Here is a 17,950-nt window from a genome sequence, read left to right as displayed (position 1 = left end):
TGTTGCGCGAAACTGCGTGTTGCCTTCCTTCGCAACCACATCTTCCTGTGGTTATGGGTCCCGGATCTGCGCTCCGCTTCGCTGCGCTTGTCCGGGACGACAGTCGTGTGTGACGCGGTGTGTGTTGCCCTCAATTCTTCAGATTGATCATCCGCTCGACCGAGCGCCTTGCACGCAACGCCAGGGCGGGATCGATCGTCACCTCCTCGCGGAGCGTCAGCAGGCTGTCCAAAATGTTCGCGAGCGTGATGCGCTTCATGTGCGGGCAGAGATTGCAGGGGCGCAGCATCTCGACGTCGGGCAGCTCGGCGCGCACATTGTCGGCCATCGAGCATTCCGTGATCATCACCAGCCGCCGCGGCCGCTTTTCGCGCACCCAATTGATCATGTGCGCGGTCGAGCCGGTGAAGTCGGCTTCCGCCAGCACGTCCGGCGGGCACTCCGGATGCGCGATGATCTGCACGGACGGATCGGCCTCGCGAAAGGCGCGCAGCTCTTCGCCCTTGAAGCGCTCGTGCACCTCGCAGGCGCCTTTCCAGGCGATGATCTTCACGTCGGTCTTCGAGGCCACGTAAGTGGCGAGATAGCGATCGGGCAGGAAGATCACGCTTGGCGCGTTCAGGCTCTCGACCACCTGCACCGCGTTCGACGAGGTGCAGCAGATGTCGACCTCGGCCTTCACCTCTGCGGAGGTGTTGACGTAGGCGACGACAGGCACGCCCGGAAACTTTTCGCGGAGCAGGCGCACGTCGGCGCCAGTGATGCTGGCGGCCAGCGAGCAGCCGGCCCGCGAATCCGGGATCAGCACCGTCTTGTCGGGGTTGAGCAGTTTCGAGGTCTCCGCCATGAAGTGCACGCCGCACTGGACGATGACATTGGCCTCCACCTTGGTGGCTTCGACCGCGAGCTGGAGCGAGTCGCCGCCGATGTCGGCAACGCAGTGGAAGATCTCCGGCGCCTGGTAGTTATGGGCGAGGATCACCGCGCCCCGCGCGCGCTTCAGCTCGTTGATCGCCTTGATCGTCGGCGCCATCAACGGCCACTCGATCGGAGGGATGACGTGCTTCACGCGCTCATAGAGCGGGGCGGTGGTGCGTTCGACCTCCGCCGTCCATTCCAGCGAGGGCGTCGGCAGCGCGCGCGCTGTGGGCGCCGGTGCGGGGCGGGGGGAGGAGGCGAGATGGCCCTGCGGCCGGTTGGCAAAATCGTCTGGACCGTAGATTGCAGTGATCGGCATCAAAGCCTCCCTCGCATGTCATTTATACTCAATATGAGTATATGTAGGGCCTGAGTAATCCGGCCGAGGGGCCGGAGTGGGTTTCATCGAACCTCATATATGCTCAATATGAGTAAATCACAAATAGCACGCTCTGCCGAGGACGGCTAGGTCCCGACGCACACGATCTCGTCAGATCGTCGTCCGACGCGTCGGGCGAGGCCAGATTGAAACGCAATGCTCCCGCGGCAGCCCCTCGTGGAATGCAACCGTTTTTGATTTGGGATTTTCATGCAAATGCATTAAATGACGCGTTCGCGGCGCCTCTTTGCGAGTCCGCCAAATGACAGACAGGGAATACCATGTCGACATCAGTGGGCGAACTCGCTCCGGCCTCACGTTCCTCCAGCTGGCGTACCCCCGCCGTCATCATTCTGTGCGGCTGTGCGATCGGCATGCTCGGCTTCGGTCCGCGCTCGGCGCTCGGCTTCTTCGTGCAGCCGATGAGTCATGAATTCTCCTGGGGCCGCGACGTGTTTGGCCTCGCCATCGCCTTTCAGAACTTGCTGTGGGGACTGGGCCAGCCCATCGCCGGCGCGGTCGCCGATCGCTTCGGGCTGTTCCGGGTGATGTGCGTCGGCGCGCTGCTCTATGCCGGCGGCCTCCTGCTGATGCGCTATTCCTCGACGCCGCTGTCGCTCAACATCGGCGCCGGCGTCATGGTCGGTTTTGGTCTTGCCGGCTGCTCGTTCAATCTGGTGCTGTCGGCGTTCACCAAGCTGCTGCCCGCCGAGAAGCGCGGCCTCGCGCTCGGCGCCGGCACGGCGGCGGGCTCGTTCGGCCAGTTCCTGTTCGCGCCGATCGGCGTCGCGTTGATCGACAATTTCGGCTGGCAGCAGGCGCTCTCCGTGTTCGGCTTCCTGATGTTGCTGATCATCCCGCTGTCACTGGCGCTCTCGACGCCGCCGGCTGCAACTGCGGCCAGTGCGACGCCGGCGGATGAGCAGACCATCACCAGGGCGCTCGCCGAAGCCTTCGGTCACCGCTCCTATGTGCTGCTGGTGCTCGGCTTCTTCACCTGCGGATTCCAGCTCGCCTTCATCACCGTGCATCTGCCGGCTTTCCTGGTCGATCGCGGCATCTCGACGCAAACCGGAGGCTGGGTGATCGCGGCGATCGGCCTGTTCAACATCATCGGCTCGCTCTGCGTCGGCTATCTCCAGAACTCGCTGCCCAAGCGCTACATCCTCTCGGCCATCTACTTCACGCGTGCGCTCGCAACCCTCGCCTTCATCTCGTTCCCCATCACGCCGTTCTCGGCGATCGCTTTCGGTGCGGTCTCCGGCCTGACCTGGCTGTCCACGGTGCCCCCGACCTCGGCGCTGGTGGCGCTGATGTTCGGCACGCGCTGGCTTGCGACGCTGTATGGCTTTGCCTTCGTCAGCCATCAGGTCGGCGGCTTCCTCGGCGTGTGGCTCGGGGGCATCGTCTTCGAGCGCTTCGGTTCCTATACGCCGATCTGGTGGCTCTCGATCCTGTTCGGCGTGCTTTCCGCGCTGATCAACCTTCCGATCGTGGAGAAACCTGTCGTTCGGGCGGTTGCGCAGCCTGTGTGATCGGCTAAACATCCCCGACAAACAAGTCAGGGAGTTCAGTCGTGGCCACATTTAAGGCGATCCGGATCGACAAGGCGGACAAGGGCACCACCGCCGCGCTGACGCAGTTCGATGAAGCCGAGCTGATGGACGGCGACGTCAGCGTCCGCGTGGAATGGTCGACGCTGAACTACAAGGATGGCCTCGCGCTCACCGGCAAGGCGCCGGTGGTGCGCCGTTTCCCGATGATCGCCGGCATCGACTTCGCCGGCACGGTCGAGCAATCCTCGCATCCGCAATGGAAAGCCGGCGACAAGGTCGTCTGCACCGGCTGGGGCATGGGCGAGACCCATCTCGGCGCCTATGCCGAGAAGGCGCGGGTGAAGGGCGACTGGCTGGTGGCCTTGCCGCAAGGCCTGTCGGCACGCGATGCCATGGCGATCGGCACCGCCGGCTTCACTGCGATGCTCTCGGTGCTGGCACTGGAGAAGCACGGTCTCTCGCCGAAGAGCGGCCCTGTGGTGGTGACGGGCGCCGCCGGCGGCGTCGGCTCGGTCGCGATCGCCGTGCTCTCCAAGCTCGGCTACCACGTCATCGCTTCGACCGGCCGCGCCTCGGAGGCTGACTATCTGAAGCAGCTGGGAGCAGCCGAGATCATCGACCGCAACGAATTGTCGGCGCCGGCCAAGCCGATCGCAAAGGAGCGCTGGGCGGGTGGCGTCGACAGCGTCGGCTCGACCACACTGGCGAATCTGCTGTCGATGACGAAATACGGCGGGGCGATCGCGGCCTGCGGCTTGGCCGCCGGCCTGGACCTGCCGTCGTCTGTCGCACCTTTCATTTTGCGCGGGGTGTGCCTTCTCGGCATCGATTCCGTGATGTGCCCGATCGAGCCGCGGAAAGCCGCGTGGCAGCGCCTGGCGTCAGATCTGGATCGGACCAAACTAACTGAAATCACTCACGAAATTCCTCTTGATGAGGTGCCGGAGTGGGGCGCGAAAATCCTGGCGGGCCAGGTCCGCGGTCGCATCGTGGTAAAAATTGTCTAACGGCGTTCAGACTTTACCAACCAAGCTGCTTCAATGTCGCCATGGTTGGTATGGTAAGCAGCGGGTAAAGAGATAAGGCATCGCCCGCTGCGGGGGTTGGTTCGGAGTTGAGCATGCTTGCGCGTATTGTGTTGGGGGCTGTCACGGCGGCAGCAACGTTTGCGCCGGCCCTTGCCGGAGGCATGAACGCCGACGAGGCGCGTCGCTTCGTGGCGGGCAAGGTCTTTGCCTTCACCTGTTTCGACGGCACCCGCGGCGCGGGCCGCATCCTGGACGATCTCGGCGCCGCCGGCGCGGTGCAGTTCTCCGGCGCGGGCCCGGTCAAGCATCTCCGCCTGCCCGGCAATACGCTCCAGATCCGTGGCCAGAACGTCTGCGCCTCGATCAAGGGCATTCCGTTCGAGCCGTGTTTCAACCTGGAAAAGACCGACGATCGCAGCTTCCGCGGCTCGGTGTCGGGGATGGGCTTCGCCTATTGCGACTTCCATCACCAGGGTGGCAACCAGATGCTGATGGCGCGCGCTGCGGCGCGTCCGCGCTCGCTGCACAGGACAGAGCACACCGGTTCCGTCAGCGCGACCAACACCGAAGTCGCCGCGCGCGTCGAGACGCCGCGTGTCGAGAGCAGCCGGCTCGAGCCGGTGAAGTCGGAGATCAAGTCGGAGCCCGCCAGGAACGAGGGCCCGCTGGAGCTGCGCCGTTCCACCCAGTGAGAGGGCTGCGCGGTCGGTTCCGCGCACTTTGTCGTTGAAGACGTCCATCGAACGCCGAGCCGCCGCGCCGTAGTCATACGGACGGCGGCTTTCATGCGTTGGTAGCTGTTCGCGCCCCAGTTTGCGGTCGGCCGGGGGCGCGGCCCGATAAAAGGGTTCAACGATGTCGCTGTACTTTTTCCGCATCAGCACCGGTCGCTATTCCGGCGCCGCCGACCAGCCGTACGAGTTCGAGGATCGCACTGCCGCCTGGACCGAGATGACCGAGGTCTGCGCCAATCTGCTCGGCGGCATCGCGCGCGGCCTGAAGCCGAACGCCGAGTGGTGCATGGAGCTGCTCGACGAGGACAAGAAGCCGGTCTTTCGCATCAGCCTCGTCGGCGAGAGCGTAACGCAGCAGAGCGGGGCTCCTATCACTGCGTGTGATTAACCTGTTAAGCGCGCATACCGTGCTGAAATTCAAGGGATTTTCCTACCGATCCAGTAGTTGCCCGGAGGTCGCGTTAACCAAATTGGAATGGCGAACGCATACTTTTCGGACAAGGGCGGTCAACGCCGAGGGCGGCTGGCAATGACTCGGCCGCGCATTCCCTAGGGGGGAAGCAAGCCCATGTTGAGCCTCGTTCAGAATTTGCGGATTGGGACCAAGCTGGCGATCTCATCGGCGCTCGGCATCCTCCTGGTCCTCGCGATGATCGCGGGTCAGGTGATCGGAAACGGCAACGTGCGCCGGTCCAGCCAGACGGCGTCCGAGCAGCAGGAGCTGGCGCGCGAGGCAGTCGAATCCAAGCTCGCGGCGCGCGCCATGCAGCTCGCCGCACGCGACATCCGCCTCGCCAATAATTCAGATGAACTGCAGAAGGCGCGCGACGCGCTGGTCGAACGCGCCGGTCATTTGGTGAAGGTTGCCGACGCAATGCTCACGCTCTCGCACGTGCCGGAAAACCGCGCGAGGATAGAGAAGCTCAAGGTCCTCACGGCGAACTATCTCAAGGGAGCTCAGCAGCTCGCATCCGTGCGCGGTGCCGCCCTGGCTCTCACGGGCGAGGATGCCGCTGCTCGCCTCGCCAAGCTCGTCGATGAGGGGACGCGTCTCGCCCGCGAGGTCACGTTGCCGATCGCAGGCGAGATGGACCAGGCAGCCAATCAGATTGCCGACGTCGCCAGGCACAGAAGCGAAGAGGAGGTTGCGGCCTCCGCGCGGGAGATGGCGTCCAGCGAGCATATCGCAATGGTCATTGGCGTTTTCACGGCGCTCGTCCTCCTCTGCTCCTGGCTGATGTCGTTCCTGACCATCGCACGGCCGATCCGCGCGCTCACGGTGGCCATGGACAAGCTCGCCGGCGGCGACTTTTCCGTGGTGCTGCCCGGTCTCGGCCGCAAGGACGAGGTCGGTGGTGTCGCGGCGGCTGTCGAGAAGTTCAAGATCGTGTCCGAACAGAAGGCGCGCGAGGAGGCCGAGGCCAAGATCAGGCAGGATCAGGCTGCAGCCGCGCAACGCAAGGCCGAGATGTCCAAGCTGGCCGATGGCTTCGAGGCGGCGATCGGCGAGATCGTCGACACCGTGTCGTCGGCCGCGACTGAACTGGAAGCGTCTGCGTCGACGCTCACGTCGACTGCGGCGCGCGGACAGGAGCTCACCACCATGGTTGCTGCCGCCTCCGAAGAGGCGTCCACCAACGTGCAGTCGGTGGCGTCGGCGACCGAGGAGCTGTCGTCGTCGATCACGGAGATCAGCCGCCAGGTGCAGGAATCCGCGCGCGTCGCAAGCGAAGCGGTCAGCCAGGCCCGCACCACGACCGACCGCGTCGGCGAATTGTCGAAGGCGGCGGCGCGGATCGGCGACGTGGTCGAGCTGATCAACACCATCGCCGGCCAGACCAATCTCCTGGCGCTCAATGCGACCATCGAGGCCGCGCGCGCCGGCGAGGCGGGCCGCGGCTTTGCCGTTGTCGCCTCCGAGGTCAAGGCGCTCGCCGAGCAGACCGCGAAGGCGACCGGCGAGATCGGCCAGCAGATCGCCAGCATCCAGACCGCGACCGAGCATTCGGTCGGCGCCATCAGGGACATCAGCGACACCATCGAGAAACTGTCGGAGATTTCCTCGACCATCGCGGCTGCCGTCGAAGAGCAGGGCGCGGCGACGCAGGAGATTTCCCGCAACGTGCAGCAGGCGGCGGAGGGCACCCATCAGGTGTCGTCCAACATCACCGACGTGCAGCACGGCGCGAGCGAGACCGGCTCGGCGTCCTCGCAGGTGCTGGCGGCGGCGCAATCGCTGTCCGGCGACAGCAACCGCCTCAAGCTCGAGGTCGGCAAGTTTCTCGGCACCGTGCGCGCGGCCTGACGGTGGCGTCTTTCGGCAGGTCCTGCTTGCAACCATCACGCGTGAATGCGTGGCGGTTGCTCGCGCGCGTATCTCGACGCCGCGACCGATGCGCGCAGGGTTAACCTTCCGGAAAAGCGGCGCAGTCATGATGCCCGCAATATTTGGGGCGCTGAGTCGCCTTTCGCGTATTGCGTCTCAATCGTTGGAGCACTTTCATGAGCGGCATTTCCATTCGCCTCACTCACAAGGTCATGGCGATCGGACTGTTCGGCCTCATTGGGCTCGTCGCCTTCGGCACGATCTACCAGATTGGCAGCCTCTCTCAGGACACGTCCCGCGACGCTGCTGAAGACGCGCGCCGGCTGTCCGATCTGAACCAGCGGATCTCGCAGCAATTGCTCGAAGCGCGCCGGGCCGAGAAGGATTTCCAGCTCCGCCGCGATCAATCCTATGCGAAGCGTCACGCCGAACTTGCTTCCGACATTACCCGAAATCTTGATCGCCTCGGCAGCGCGGCGCGTGCGGCAGGGTACGCGGCGGTCGGAGAAAAGGCGTCACTGGTCCGCACCGGATTCGAGAGATACGTGAGCGAATTCGCGGCCGTCGAGCAGGCCGAGGTCAGGCTTGGATTGAACGAAACCCTCGGGCTGTCAGGCTCGTTGCGCACGGCGGTGCACGGCATCGAGACCAAGCTCAAGGAGGTCGACGATCCCAGGCTCACCAGCGGCATGCTGACGATGCGTCGTCACGAGAAAGACTTCATGTTGCGCCGCGACCCGAAATATCTCGACGCCCTGAAGAAGACGGCGACGGAATTCTCCGGGCAAGTCGAGGCTTCGGCGATCCCGCCGGCCGTCAAGGCCGATATCGGCAAGAAGCTCTCCAAATACCAGGACGACTTCGTGGCGTGGGCAGCCGGCGCGCAGGATCTGACCGCGCACGGCTCGGCAATGTCCAAGGAGTTCCGCACCATCGAGCCCGTCCTCGACGAGATCGAAAAGACCGTCAGTCAGCAATACGACGCTGCGCGGGCCGCCGAAGAGTCAATGCGGGCCTCGATCAAGCTCTGGATGTGGGTCGCACTCGGATGCTCCATCCTGCTGGTGGGGAGCGTGTCCTTCTTCACCGGCCGCTCGATCTCGACAGCGCTGATCGCCATGGTTCGCGCGATGACCGGTTTGGCGAAGGGCGACATGTCAGTCGCAATCCCCGGCGTTGGCCGCAAGGACGAGATCGGTGAGATGGCTGGTGCCGTCGAGGTGTTCAGGAGCAACATGGCCGAGGCCGACCGGCTGCGCGCCGAGCAGGCCGAAGCGGACGCGCGTCGGCGCGAGCAGCGCAAATTCGACATGCAACGGCTCGCCGATACGTTCGAAGGCGCGGTCGGCGAGATCATCGAGACGGTATCGTCGGCGGCCACCGAGCTCGAAGCGTCGTCGAATACGCTGACCCACGCCGCCGAGCGCGGCAACAGCCTCGCCACCGCCGTGGCAGCGGCTTCGGAGGAGGCGTCCGCCAACGTGCAGTCGGTGTCGTCTGCAAGTGAAGAGCTGACCTCCTCAGTGTCCGAGATCAGCCGCCAGGTGCAGGAATCGGCGCGTGTCGCCGACGTCGCCGTCGGGCAGGCCCAGCGCACCAATGCGCGCGTCGCCGAGCTGACCAAGGCCGCTTCCCGCATCGGCGACGTCGTCGAGCTGATCAACACCATCGCCGCGCAGACCAACCTCCTGGCACTCAACGCGACGATCGAAGCGGCGCGGGCGGGCGAAGCCGGCAAGGGCTTTGCGGTGGTCGCGACCGAAGTGAAGGCGCTTGCGGAGCAGACCGCGAAAGCCACCGGCGAAATCGGTCAGCACATCGGCGCGATCCAGTCCGCGACAGACGAATCCGTCGGCGCGATCAAGGAGATCGGCGACACCATCGCGCGGATGTCGGAGATCTCGTCGACCATCGCTGCTGCAGTGGAGGAACAGGGGGCCGCCACGCAGGAGATCTCCCGCAACATCCAGCACGCCGCGCAAGGAACTTCCGCGGTTTCGTCGAACATCGCCGACGTCCAGCGCGGCTCCGGCGAGACCGGGGCTGCCTCGGCGCAGGTGCACTCGGCCGCGCAGTCGCTGTCGCAGGAGAGCAACCGGCTCAAGAGCGAGGTCGCGCGTTTCCTGGAATCGGTGCGGGCGGCCTGAGGCGGCCGCCGCCCGGTGAATGTGGCGGCGCGTCGTGTTCGCGTCGCAGCACGGCTGCGGAGAAAATAGCGTCCGAAGAGGCCGACCCGTAGTTTTACGTAGGCTCCTGTTAACGCCTGCTTGCAATTATGGGGCGCAATCTTACGGGATAAGAACCAGCCAGCATTGTTGAACTGACCTCCGCCCGGTCGTCCGCCGTGACGCCTGCGGCGCGGGTGACGTGCGTGCTGCCAGGATATCATCGGGATTTGTGTGATGTCGAAGTTGTCGATCGTCTTCAAGCTTCTGGCCGTGTTATCGGTCCTCGTGCTGTCACTCGCCGGCGTCGGCGTGACGGCGATCGGCACCATGCAGAACATCAATGCTCATACCGTCGAGATCGCGGAGAGCTGGCTGCCGAGCGTGCGTGCGCTCGGCTCAATGCGCGCCGACATCAACGAGCTGCGCGTCGCGCTGCGTCTGCACCTGATGCAGGACACCGCCGAAGGCAAGGAAGCCGCCGAGAAGCGCCTCGGCTCGTTGCGTGAGCGCATCGAGAAGACGCGCAAGGTCTACGAGCCGCTGATCACGGCCGCCGAAGAGCGCGCGCTCTATGAGCAATGGAGCAAGGCGTGGGGCGAATATCTGAACGGCGTGCAGGAGACCATGGCGCTGTCGCGTAAGAGCGTCGGCCGCTTCCCGACCGACGCCAACGAGATGTTGCAGACCAAGGTCGCCAAGATGGCTCAGGCCGCCGATCCCCTGCTTCAGAAGGGCATCGAGCTCAATAACCAGGGTGCCGAGCTGGAGACCAAGCAGGCGGCCGACAGTTACGCCACGATCTTCCGCGTCCTGGTCGGCATCATCGTGCTCTCGGTCGTGATCGCGATCGGCGCCGCCTATTATCTCGTGCGCGACGTCTCTCGCGGCATCGCCTCGATCATTCGTCCGATGCAGTCGCTCGGCGAAGGAGACCTCTCGGCCGAAGTGCCGCATCGCGGCGAGAAGACCGAGATCGGCTCGATGGCGGATGCGCTTCAGATCTTCAAGGAGGCGCTGATCGCCAAGAAGGCCGCCGATGAGGCGGCTGCTCGCGACGCCGAGGCCAAAATCGAACGCGGCCGCCGCGTCGATGCCATCACGCGCAATTTCGAGGCCATGATCGGCGAGGTCGTCGAGACCGTGTCGTCGGCCTCGACCGAGCTCGAGGCCTCCGCGGCCACGTTGAGCGGCACGGCGCAGCGCGGCCAGGAACTCGCAACCGTCGTTGCGGCAGCGTCCGAGGAAGCCTCCACCAACGTCCAGGCGGTGGCGTCCGCCTCGGAAGAGCTGTCGTCCTCGATCACCGAGATCAGCCGCCGCGTGCAGGATTCGGCACGGATGGCCGCGGAAGCCGTCGAGCAGGCGGCGCGGACCAACGATCGCGTCAACGCGCTGTCGCAGGCGGCCTCCCGCATCGGCGACGTCGTCGAGCTCATCAACACCATCGCCGGCCAGACCAACCTCCTGGCGCTCAACGCGACCATCGAAGCGGCGCGCGCAGGCGAAGCCGGTCGCGGCTTTGCCGTCGTCGCCTCCGAGGTCAAGGCGTTGGCCGAGCAGACCGCGAAGGCCACCGGCGAGATCGGCGCGCAGGTTTCCGGCATCCAGTCGGCCACACAGGAATCCGTCAGCGCCATCCAGGAGATCGGCGGCACCATCGAGCGGTTGTCCGAGGTGTCCTCGGCCATCGCCGCCGCCGTCGAGGAGCAGGGCGCCGCGACGCAAGAGATTTCGCGCAACGTCCAGCAGGCCGCGCTCGGCACGCAGGAAGTCTCGTCCAACATCACCGACGTGCAGCGCGGCGCGATCGACACCGGCTCGGCCTCGGGCGAAGTGCTCTCGGCGGCGAAATCGCTGGCGACCGACAGCACCCGCTTGAAGGTCGAGGTCGCGCAGTTCCTGGAATCGGTCCGCGCGGCCTGATCTTCAGGAGCATGATCCGGAAAAGTGTGAAGCGGTTTTCCGAAAGGATCATGCTCAAGTTAGTTCAGCTGCTCGCCTGCGGAGCCGGCGGCGGTGCGACCTGCCGCCGGAACAGGATGCGCTGGTAGAGCCAGCCGATCGCGACCAGCACGACGCCGAGGCACATGAACGACAGCGCGCGGTAGACGCCTGTCAGTGTCGACATGTCGATGACGAAGGCCTTCAGGATCGTCAGTGCGATGACGGCAGCCGAGGCCAGCCGTGCACGCTCCGAGTTGACGAGAATGCCGACGCCCAGCAACAGCACGCCGAAGGCGAGCCAGCCGATCGAATAAGTGTATTGCTCGGCGCCCGTCGTCCCGCCGGTGGAGAGGATCGGGCCGTGATAGAAGCGGCGGATCTCCAGCGTGACATAGGCGAGCGCGAACACGAGCGCGCCACCGGCGATGGTGTTGGCGTAGACCTTGCCACGCTCGCCGACCACCGCATAGGACAGCAGCAGCATCAGCACCGCCGGCAGCGCATAGCCGAGCAGCAGCAGGTTGAACACGGCACCGCCGACGTCGATGCGCCAGATCAGCGGGTTCTCCAGGATCAGGAGGCCGAACACGCTGATGAGCCCGCCGATCGCCGTCAGCACGACCGCGCCGACATTGTGCACGATGCTGCGGCTGCGCAGCCGCAAGCGCTCCAGCCCGATCGCCATCGCGAGCGTGACGCAGACTTGCAGCGCGAATTCGAGCAGCGACGGCGGCGAGGTCATCCGGCCGTTGGTCGCAAAGTGCCGGATCTCCATGAAGGCGAGCAGGGCGGTGAAGAGGATCGCCGCGGTCTCGACCATGCGCAGCGGCGCATCGTCGGCGCGGCGGCGCAGGAAGATGCTCGCGGCCCAGAACGAGGCCGCCGGCAGGCCATAGCCCCAGAGCAGCCAGTTGAAAATCGGCGTGGTCCCGACGGCGTCGCCGACGATGCGCGGATCATAGCCGATGCGCGCGGTGACGATGCCGGCGAAGATGGCGGCGAGCCAGCGCAGGAACGGGATCGGCCGCTGCATCGAGATCCAGGCGGTGCCGAGCGACATCAGCGCCAGCGCGATCGTCAGCCAGCCCTTCTCCAGCGCGAAGGTCAGCGCCAGCGCCAGCGCGCCAAGGGTGCCGGTCGCGAACAGGGCCGTTGAGACGGCGACGCCCGGCCGGGTTTCGCGGCGCGTGAGCGCTTCGGTCGCAGCACCAAAGGCGGCTGCGAGCAGTACCGCGAGGATCGCGAACGGGATCGAGCGGTCGAGATGGGCGATGCGGGCGTATAGCGCGATGAGGATCGCGATCGGCGTGGCGACGGCTGCGGCCGACCACACCACGGGAATGATTGCCGAGTTCGAGCGGCCCTGCGCGAGGAAGCCGGCAACGCCGAAGCCGATGGCGAAGATCGCGGCCATCATCAGATGCAGCGTCACGGAGCTGTCGATCGCGGTCGGCCCGATACCGGACATCGCGCCGCCCGGCAGCACCAGCATGTCGGGATTGGCGCGCACCGCCCATTCGGCGAACACGATGAAGACGGTCGCTGCCGCCGCGCCGAGCGCGCCGGTGGCCGCCGGCGCATGCCAGGCGACGAGAAGCGTCGCGCCAACGAGAAGCGTGAACGCGATCAGGGCCAGATCCGCATGTGCGCTCGACAGCACGATCAGCATGGCGCCGAACAGGTAGGCGCCGAGCGAGCTCGACGAGACCGGCTCGATCTCGCCGTCCTCGATGCTGGGGCCGAACATGAAGCCGCAGACGACGAGCAGCGCGGCGAGCACGAAGCCTGCGATGACGTGGAAGGCGTGCGGCGCGACTTGCAACTCTTCGCTATCCAGACCCGGGAAGACCCAGAGCACGGCAAAGGCGATCGTCGTGACCGCGAGCCAGCGCCACAGCCGGATGCGCGCGAGGCCGAAGCTCGCGGCGGTGACGATGGCGAGATAGATGTAGAGCGCCCAGTAGTCCGGCTTGCCGCTGGAGACGAGGAGCGGCGTCACGAAGGCGCCGACCACGCCGAGGCCGGCCAGCGCCGGCCCATGCAGCAGCGCCGCGGCGAGCGTGCACATGGCCACGATGCCGAGCAGCACGAAGGCGGTCGCGGGCACGAGGAAGCCGTAGAGCGCATAGGCGGCATAGATGGTCGCGAACGCCACCGCCGTACCCGCGGCGGTGAGAATCGCCGGGATGTTGGCGATCGGCAGCGCCTGGATGTTGGAAATGCTCTCCTTGCGCCGCGACCACTCGCCGGCCCCGAGCAGCGCAGCTGCGAACAGGCCACCCAGGAACACGCGCACGCCGGGGCCGAGCAGGCCGGCCTCGATCGAATAGCGCACCATGAAGAAGCCGCCGAGCGCGAGCGCAAGGCCGCCGATCCACACCACCCAGCGGGTGCCGAGCTGCTCCTCGAAGCCGGGCGCAGCGGCCGGCATGGGAGGTGGTGCGGCAGCCGCAGGGCCCGCTTCGAGCGGCGGCGGTGAAAGCTCTTCGGTGACGAGTGGAGGCGGTGCCGCTTCGGCTTCGGGTGCAAGCGGCGGCGGCTCGGCGGCCGTCGTCGCGGGCGCAGGCGCTGGCTCCTGCACCGGCATGAGCGGCGGCGGCTGCACCTGCCGCTGCGCGTAGAACATCTCCTCGAGCGAATTCAGTCGCCGGCGCAGCTCGGCCGCCTGGCTGGAGGCCTTGATCGCGATCAGGAAGGCGGCGATCGCAATGATCCACGCAAAGACGTCAAACGGGCCGTCGAACATAAAGCCTCCAGGCGACCGGCGGGCAGGGGCCGGTCACGTAGTATGTCGGGTTAGCGCCGGGAGCGCACGCGCAAGCCCGGCGCGGGCCGCTCCTGGAGCACGTCGCGCCGGAAGCGATAGAGTGCCGCCGGCCGTCCGCCCGTCTGTGTCGACATCACCCCGGTCGGTTCGACCAGGGCTTCCATTTCGACCAGGCGGCGGAAATTCTGCTTGTGCAGGTGCCGGCCGGAGATTGCCTCGACCGTATGCTGCAGTTCGGTAAGTGTGAATTCGGGCGGCAAAAGTTCAAAGACGACAGGACGATACTTCAGTTTTGCACGCAGCCGCGCGATCGCCGTGGCGAGAATCCGGCGGTGATCGAACTGCATCGAGGTCCCGAGCGGGGGAAGCGTCTTGCGCGCTAATGCCGCAGGGCGGCCGTCGCGCCGCGCCTCCTCGACCAGCCCGGCCTCATACAACAGCTCGTAGCGGTCGAGCACGCGCTCCTCGTCCCAGGCCGCCCCGTCGAGGCCGAAATAGAACCGCACGCGATCCTTGCGCGGGAGTGCGCGCGTCGTGTCCGGGGTCTCCTCCGCCGCCCATTCGGTCAGCGCCGGAATGATGTCGCGGGCGATGATTGCGGGCGGCTCCTCGCGCCGGTCTTCCCAGGGAAAGAAGCGATACCATGGCGCGAAGCTCGCCGCATTGGCTGCAAGCTCGCCGTCCACCGCGCGCGTCAAGGCGAGATAGCCGATCGACACCATATGCGCGCCGGTGTCGCTGGCCTCGGCATGGCGGCCGCGATCGCCGAATGTGTAGAGCTGCTCGACATAGCCGAGCCGCAAGCCCGCCTGTTCCTCGACCCAGGCGCGCAGGCCGATGTCGAAGGTGCGATGCGCGAGCGCGTCGAACGGGCCGAACGGCAGACCGGCAAGCCCGTCACTGCCGCGCGCGGTGAGGATGAGGGGCTCATGCCCCTCGATCGCGACGATCGCCGCGGTCAGGCCGATCTCGATCGGCGTGAGGAGCGTGTCGCTCATGCGATGATGATCGAGGAAGTTGCCACAAACTCGTCATGCCCGGGCTTGTCCCGGGCATCCACGTTCTTCGTGTCGCGAGAAAGTTCGTGGATAGCAGGGACAAGCCCGGCCATGACGACGTGGATGCGCCTGCGCATCAAAGTGAGCGCGGCGTTGCGGCTGCTATCCGACTCTCGCCTCATTCGAGCTCGATCACGAAGGGACGGCCTTCGACCATCATCGCGCCCGGGCCGATCTCGTCGAGCGCGCGCAGCATGCGGCCGTTGCGTCCCAGGGCGCGGTCGGCAAGGCCGACGATGCGCCGGTTCGGCGAGGCGATCGGCGAGGCCGCGCGGATCTTCCTGGCGATCTCGAGCTCGTCGCGGTTCGGATTGAGCGCGCAGACCGCCGCGAACGCGCTCGCGGTGGAGCGGCTGATGCCGGCATAGCAATGCACCACCAGCGGCGCGCTACGGTCCCAGCCGCGCACGAAGTTCAGCACCTGATCGATGTGCGTCTCGGACGGTGCGGTAAAACCATCCATCTCCTCGGTGATGTCGTCCATCGACACCTTGAGATGGTTGGCGGGCAGCACGGACACCGGCCGCGCCACCTGCTCGACATTGGCCATCACGGTCAGCACGTGGCTGGCCCTGGTGAGGCGGACGGTTTCGGGAAGCGCGGCGAGGGAACAGACGTGGATCATGGCGGACCTTTTTGCCGCGATTATAGCCGGTGCCGTAGGGTGGGCAAAGCGAAGCCTCACCGTCGTCCCGGACAAGCGCAGCGAAGCGGAGCGCTGATCCGGGACCCATGACCCCCAGGAGCGGTTTGACGAAGACTCGTGGTTGCCAGTTTTGCGCCGCAACCGCACCCCGTGGTTATGGGTCCCTGCTTTCGCAGGGACGACACCGGAGTTACGGGCGCCACCGATTCACGACAATGCCTACGCAAACACCGCGCCAAATCGCTCCAGAAACTGCTTCTCGGCTCGCGCCGCGGTCCAGGGCGTAAGGTAGTCGCGCCGGACGCTGTCGGAGAGGCCGGGATCCTTGCCGAACAGGCGCCGCGCCTCGCTCTCGCTGAAGCCGGCAAGCTCGGTCGCTTCCAGATAGGCTGCCCCGCGATCGGCGGCCTTGATCGCCTGCGTGACCTCCTCAGGCAGCACCGGCGGCAGGCCGAAGCGGATGTGGATGGCGCCGAGCAGGCGTTTCTCCACCGCCTTGTAATGGCCGTCGAGCACCGCCTTGAACGGCGAGATCATGTCGCCGATGACATATTCGGGCGCATCATGCAGCAGGGCTGCAAGCCGCATGCGCTGGTCGACCCGCGGCATCTCGTGCCGCATCACGGTCTCCACCAGCAGCGTGTGCTGCGCGACCGAGAAGATGTGCGTGCCAACGGTCTGCCCGTTCCAGCGCGCGACGCGCGCCAGCCCGTGCGCGATGTCGGCGATCTCGACGTCGAGCGGGGAGGGATCGAGCAGATCGAGCCGCCGGCCCGACAGCATGCGCTGCCAGGCGCGGGACGCCACGTCGCGTGCAGTCTTCTTGGCCGTCATTTGACCTTGAGGCGCGGCTTGCGCTGCGTCTTGCTGCAGCTGGCGTGACAGTGGCAGTCGACGAGGTGGTCGTTGACCATGCCGGTCGCCTGCATGAAGGCATAGACGATAGTCGGGCCGACGAACTTGAAGCCGCGCGAGGACAGCTCCTTCGAGATTTGCACCGACAATGGCGTCGAGGCCGGCACGCTCGCGGTGGTCTTGAAATGATTGACGAGCGGCTTTCCGCCCATGAAGTCCCACAGCAGCTGCGAGAAGCCCGGGCCTTTCTCCATGATATCGAGATAAGACTTCGCGCTCGCGATCGTGCCGTCGATCTTGGCGCGGTTGCGCACGATGCCGGCATCGTTCATCAGCGCGTGGACCTTCTTGGCATTGTAGCGCGCGATCTTTTCCGGCTGGAAATCGTCGAAGGCTTTGCGGAAATTGTCGCGCTTGCGCAGGATCGTGATCCAGGACAGGCCGGCCTGGAAACCGTCGAGGATCAGCTTTTCGTACAGCGCGCGGTCGTCATATTCCGGCACGCCCCATTCGGTGTCGTGATAGGCAACGTAGAACGGGTCATCGCCCGGCCAGGGGCAGCGGGTCTTTCCGTCGGGATGCAGGCGAGGGGCTCGGCTCATGCGGTGGGCTGCTTCGCAGGAATACGGACGACGTCAGGTTCTGCCAGCTTCAAGGCGAGGCCGCCTGCGGTGAGGGGTTGGCCGGCATCGAGCGCGTCGGCGACACGGTCGATGCGCACCAGGGCAATGCCCTTGCCGCCGGATGTCGAGCCGATGGTGCCGACCGGCTTGTCGCCGGCGAGAATGGTCGCGCCGGCTTCGGGCGAGGGGCCATCGAGCAGTACCTTCACGCTGCGGGTGCGCGCGGTGCCGCGATGCTGCATGCGCGAGACGACCTCCTGGCCGACATAGCAACCCTTGTCGAAATCGACGCCGGCAAGGCGGTCCATGTTGGTCTCGTGCGGGAATGCATCGCTGTACATGAAATCGAGCCCACCGCGCGGCACGCCGAGCGCGATGCGGTGCGCCTCGTAGTCGGCCGCATCGACCAGCTCGGCCCCGATGAGGTCGGAGAGCTTCTGCTTGAGATCTTCGGGGATCAGGATGCGATAGCCGAGCGTTTCGTTGCGTGGATCGGCGAAGGCAAGATCGGGCTGCGCCGCAGGCTGGCCGTCCCAGGCGGCGAGCACGCCGAGATCGAGGTTTTCCACCGTGACCTTGGCGCGCAGCTTGTAGAATTTCAGCTTGGTGGCGAAGCTCTCGGCCAGCGCTTTGGGGCAGTCGATCAGGAACCCGCCGCCGTGACCCGCGGGGACTTCCGTGATCAGGAAATCCACGATGATCTTGCCCTGCGGCGTCAGCAACGCGCCGAATCGCCCCAGCCCCGGTTTCAGCCTGTCGAGGTCGGTCGTGACCAGGCCGTTGAGGAAGTTGCGCGCGTCCTCGCCCGCGACCTTGACCACGCCCCGGTCGGGAAGAAACGCTGATTTCATGCGAAAATCTCTTGCGACATGTTGCTCCGGAACGTAAGCCCGCGAGGCATAAACGACAAGACCTCGAGCCCTGCGCTTGGGGATGACAAGGGCCTTC

14 protein-coding genes are annotated in these 17,950 nt (G+C 65.8%); 7 read left to right on the top strand and 7 right to left on the bottom strand.

Features of this window, described 5'->3' with window-relative positions; translation table 11 throughout:
* Positions 1 to 130: 130 nt before the first annotated feature.
* Complete coding sequence (gene nadA, locus GDN70_RS29640; protein WP_152103366.1) at positions 131 to 1,237, bottom strand: quinolinate synthase NadA; 1,107 nt, start codon at positions 1,235 to 1,237, stop codon at positions 131 to 133.
* Between the two features lie 341 nt (positions 1,238 to 1,578).
* Between nadA and GDN70_RS29635 the strand changes: the two genes are divergently transcribed.
* From GDN70_RS29635 to GDN70_RS29605, 7 genes are all read left to right on the top strand, one after another.
* Positions 1,579 to 2,832, top strand: a complete 1,254-nt coding sequence (locus GDN70_RS29635; protein ID WP_152103365.1) for an MFS transporter — start codon at positions 1,579 to 1,581, stop codon at positions 2,830 to 2,832.
* Between the two features lie 41 nt (positions 2,833 to 2,873).
* Positions 2,874 to 3,860 carry an MDR family oxidoreductase gene (locus GDN70_RS29630; RefSeq protein ID WP_038972116.1) on the top strand — a complete coding sequence of 329 codons (987 nt, stop codon included), beginning with the start codon at positions 2,874 to 2,876 and terminating at the stop codon, positions 3,858 to 3,860.
* A gap of 113 nt (positions 3,861 to 3,973) precedes the next feature.
* A complete protein-coding gene (locus GDN70_RS29625; RefSeq protein WP_097668749.1) occupies positions 3,974 to 4,573 on the top strand; it encodes a hypothetical protein in 600 nt (199 codons plus the stop codon).
* Positions 4,574 to 4,736: 163 nt separating this feature from the next.
* The gene (locus GDN70_RS29620) at positions 4,737 to 5,003 is read left to right on the top strand and encodes a hypothetical protein (RefSeq protein ID WP_028141644.1); all 267 of its coding nucleotides are present in this window, start codon (positions 4,737 to 4,739) and stop codon (positions 5,001 to 5,003) included.
* 180 nt (positions 5,004 to 5,183) lie between these two features.
* Positions 5,184 to 6,920 (top strand): methyl-accepting chemotaxis protein, encoded by a 1,737-nt coding sequence (locus tag GDN70_RS29615; protein ID WP_095426942.1) that lies wholly within the window; start codon positions 5,184 to 5,186, stop codon positions 6,918 to 6,920.
* 197 nt (positions 6,921 to 7,117) lie between these two features.
* The gene (locus GDN70_RS29610; protein ID WP_028141642.1) at positions 7,118 to 9,088 is read left to right on the top strand and encodes a methyl-accepting chemotaxis protein; all 1,971 of its coding nucleotides are present in this window, start codon (positions 7,118 to 7,120) and stop codon (positions 9,086 to 9,088) included.
* Positions 9,089 to 9,343: 255 nt separating this feature from the next.
* Positions 9,344 to 11,032 carry a methyl-accepting chemotaxis protein gene (locus GDN70_RS29605; protein WP_028141641.1) on the top strand — a complete coding sequence of 563 codons (1,689 nt, stop codon included), beginning with the start codon at positions 9,344 to 9,346 and terminating at the stop codon, positions 11,030 to 11,032.
* Positions 11,033 to 11,096: 64 nt separating this feature from the next.
* Here GDN70_RS29605 and GDN70_RS29600 read toward each other — a convergent pair whose 3' ends face one another.
* The 6 genes from GDN70_RS29600 to GDN70_RS29570 form a co-directional block, all read right to left on the bottom strand.
* Positions 11,097 to 13,799: a DUF2339 domain-containing protein gene (locus GDN70_RS29600; protein ID WP_152103364.1), complete on the bottom strand. Its 2,703-nt coding sequence runs from the start codon at positions 13,797 to 13,799 to the stop codon at positions 11,097 to 11,099.
* A 50-nt stretch (positions 13,800 to 13,849) separates the two neighbouring features.
* Positions 13,850 to 14,818, bottom strand: coding sequence for an NAD regulator (locus GDN70_RS29595; RefSeq protein ID WP_028141639.1), 969 nt, complete (start codon positions 14,816 to 14,818; stop codon positions 13,850 to 13,852).
* A gap of 178 nt (positions 14,819 to 14,996) precedes the next feature.
* Entirely contained in the window at positions 14,997 to 15,503 is a 507-nt protein-coding gene (locus GDN70_RS29585) for a tyrosine phosphatase family protein (RefSeq protein ID WP_028141638.1), read from the bottom strand.
* 240 nt (positions 15,504 to 15,743) lie between these two features.
* On the bottom strand, positions 15,744 to 16,358 hold the full coding sequence (locus GDN70_RS29580; protein ID WP_152103363.1) for a YfbR-like 5'-deoxynucleotidase: 615 nt from the start codon (positions 16,356 to 16,358) through the stop codon (positions 15,744 to 15,746).
* Complete coding sequence (locus GDN70_RS29575) at positions 16,355 to 16,981, bottom strand: DNA-3-methyladenine glycosylase I (RefSeq protein WP_028141636.1); 627 nt, start codon at positions 16,979 to 16,981, stop codon at positions 16,355 to 16,357. The genes GDN70_RS29580 and GDN70_RS29575 overlap by 4 nt, the downstream gene beginning before the upstream one ends.
* On the bottom strand, positions 16,978 to 17,853 hold the full coding sequence (locus tag GDN70_RS29570) for a folate-binding protein YgfZ (protein WP_028141635.1): 876 nt from the start codon (positions 17,851 to 17,853) through the stop codon (positions 16,978 to 16,980). The genes GDN70_RS29575 and GDN70_RS29570 overlap by 4 nt, the downstream gene beginning before the upstream one ends.
* Positions 17,854 to 17,950 lie beyond the last annotated feature (97 nt).

The organism is Bradyrhizobium sp. TM102 (genome assembly GCF_009176685.1).
GTDB classification, from domain to species: domain Bacteria; phylum Pseudomonadota; class Alphaproteobacteria; order Rhizobiales; family Xanthobacteraceae; genus Bradyrhizobium; species Bradyrhizobium ottawaense.
Note: the sequence above shows the minus strand (reverse complement) of the source record. Positions and strands in the feature narration are given on the sequence as shown.

What these genes read in the sequence shown, in the direction of transcription:
- nadA (WP_152103366.1), bottom strand. Translation starts at nt 1,237, where the DNA reads ATGCCGATCACTGCAATCTACGGTCCAGACGATTTTGCCAACCGGCCG.
- GDN70_RS29635 (WP_152103365.1), top strand. Translation starts at nt 1,579, where the DNA reads ATGTCGACATCAGTGGGCGAACTCGCTCCGGCCTCACGTTCCTCCAGC.
- GDN70_RS29625 (WP_097668749.1), top strand. Translation starts at nt 3,974, where the DNA reads ATGCTTGCGCGTATTGTGTTGGGGGCTGTCACGGCGGCAGCAACGTTT.
- GDN70_RS29620 (WP_028141644.1), top strand. Translation starts at nt 4,737, where the DNA reads ATGTCGCTGTACTTTTTCCGCATCAGCACCGGTCGCTATTCCGGCGCC.
- GDN70_RS29615 (WP_095426942.1), top strand. Translation starts at nt 5,184, where the DNA reads ATGTTGAGCCTCGTTCAGAATTTGCGGATTGGGACCAAGCTGGCGATC.
- GDN70_RS29610 (WP_028141642.1), top strand. Translation starts at nt 7,118, where the DNA reads ATGAGCGGCATTTCCATTCGCCTCACTCACAAGGTCATGGCGATCGGA.
- GDN70_RS29605 (WP_028141641.1), top strand. Translation starts at nt 9,344, where the DNA reads ATGTCGAAGTTGTCGATCGTCTTCAAGCTTCTGGCCGTGTTATCGGTC.
- GDN70_RS29600 (WP_152103364.1), bottom strand. Translation starts at nt 13,799, where the DNA reads ATGTTCGACGGCCCGTTTGACGTCTTTGCGTGGATCATTGCGATCGCC.
- GDN70_RS29595 (WP_028141639.1), bottom strand. Translation starts at nt 14,818, where the DNA reads ATGAGCGACACGCTCCTCACGCCGATCGAGATCGGCCTGACCGCGGCG.
- GDN70_RS29585 (WP_028141638.1), bottom strand. Translation starts at nt 15,503, where the DNA reads ATGATCCACGTCTGTTCCCTCGCCGCGCTTCCCGAAACCGTCCGCCTC.
- GDN70_RS29580 (WP_152103363.1), bottom strand. Translation starts at nt 16,358, where the DNA reads ATGACGGCCAAGAAGACTGCACGCGACGTGGCGTCCCGCGCCTGGCAG.
- GDN70_RS29575 (WP_028141636.1), bottom strand. Translation starts at nt 16,981, where the DNA reads ATGAGCCGAGCCCCTCGCCTGCATCCCGACGGAAAGACCCGCTGCCCC.
- GDN70_RS29570 (WP_028141635.1), bottom strand. Translation starts at nt 17,853, where the DNA reads ATGAAATCAGCGTTTCTTCCCGACCGGGGCGTGGTCAAGGTCGCGGGC.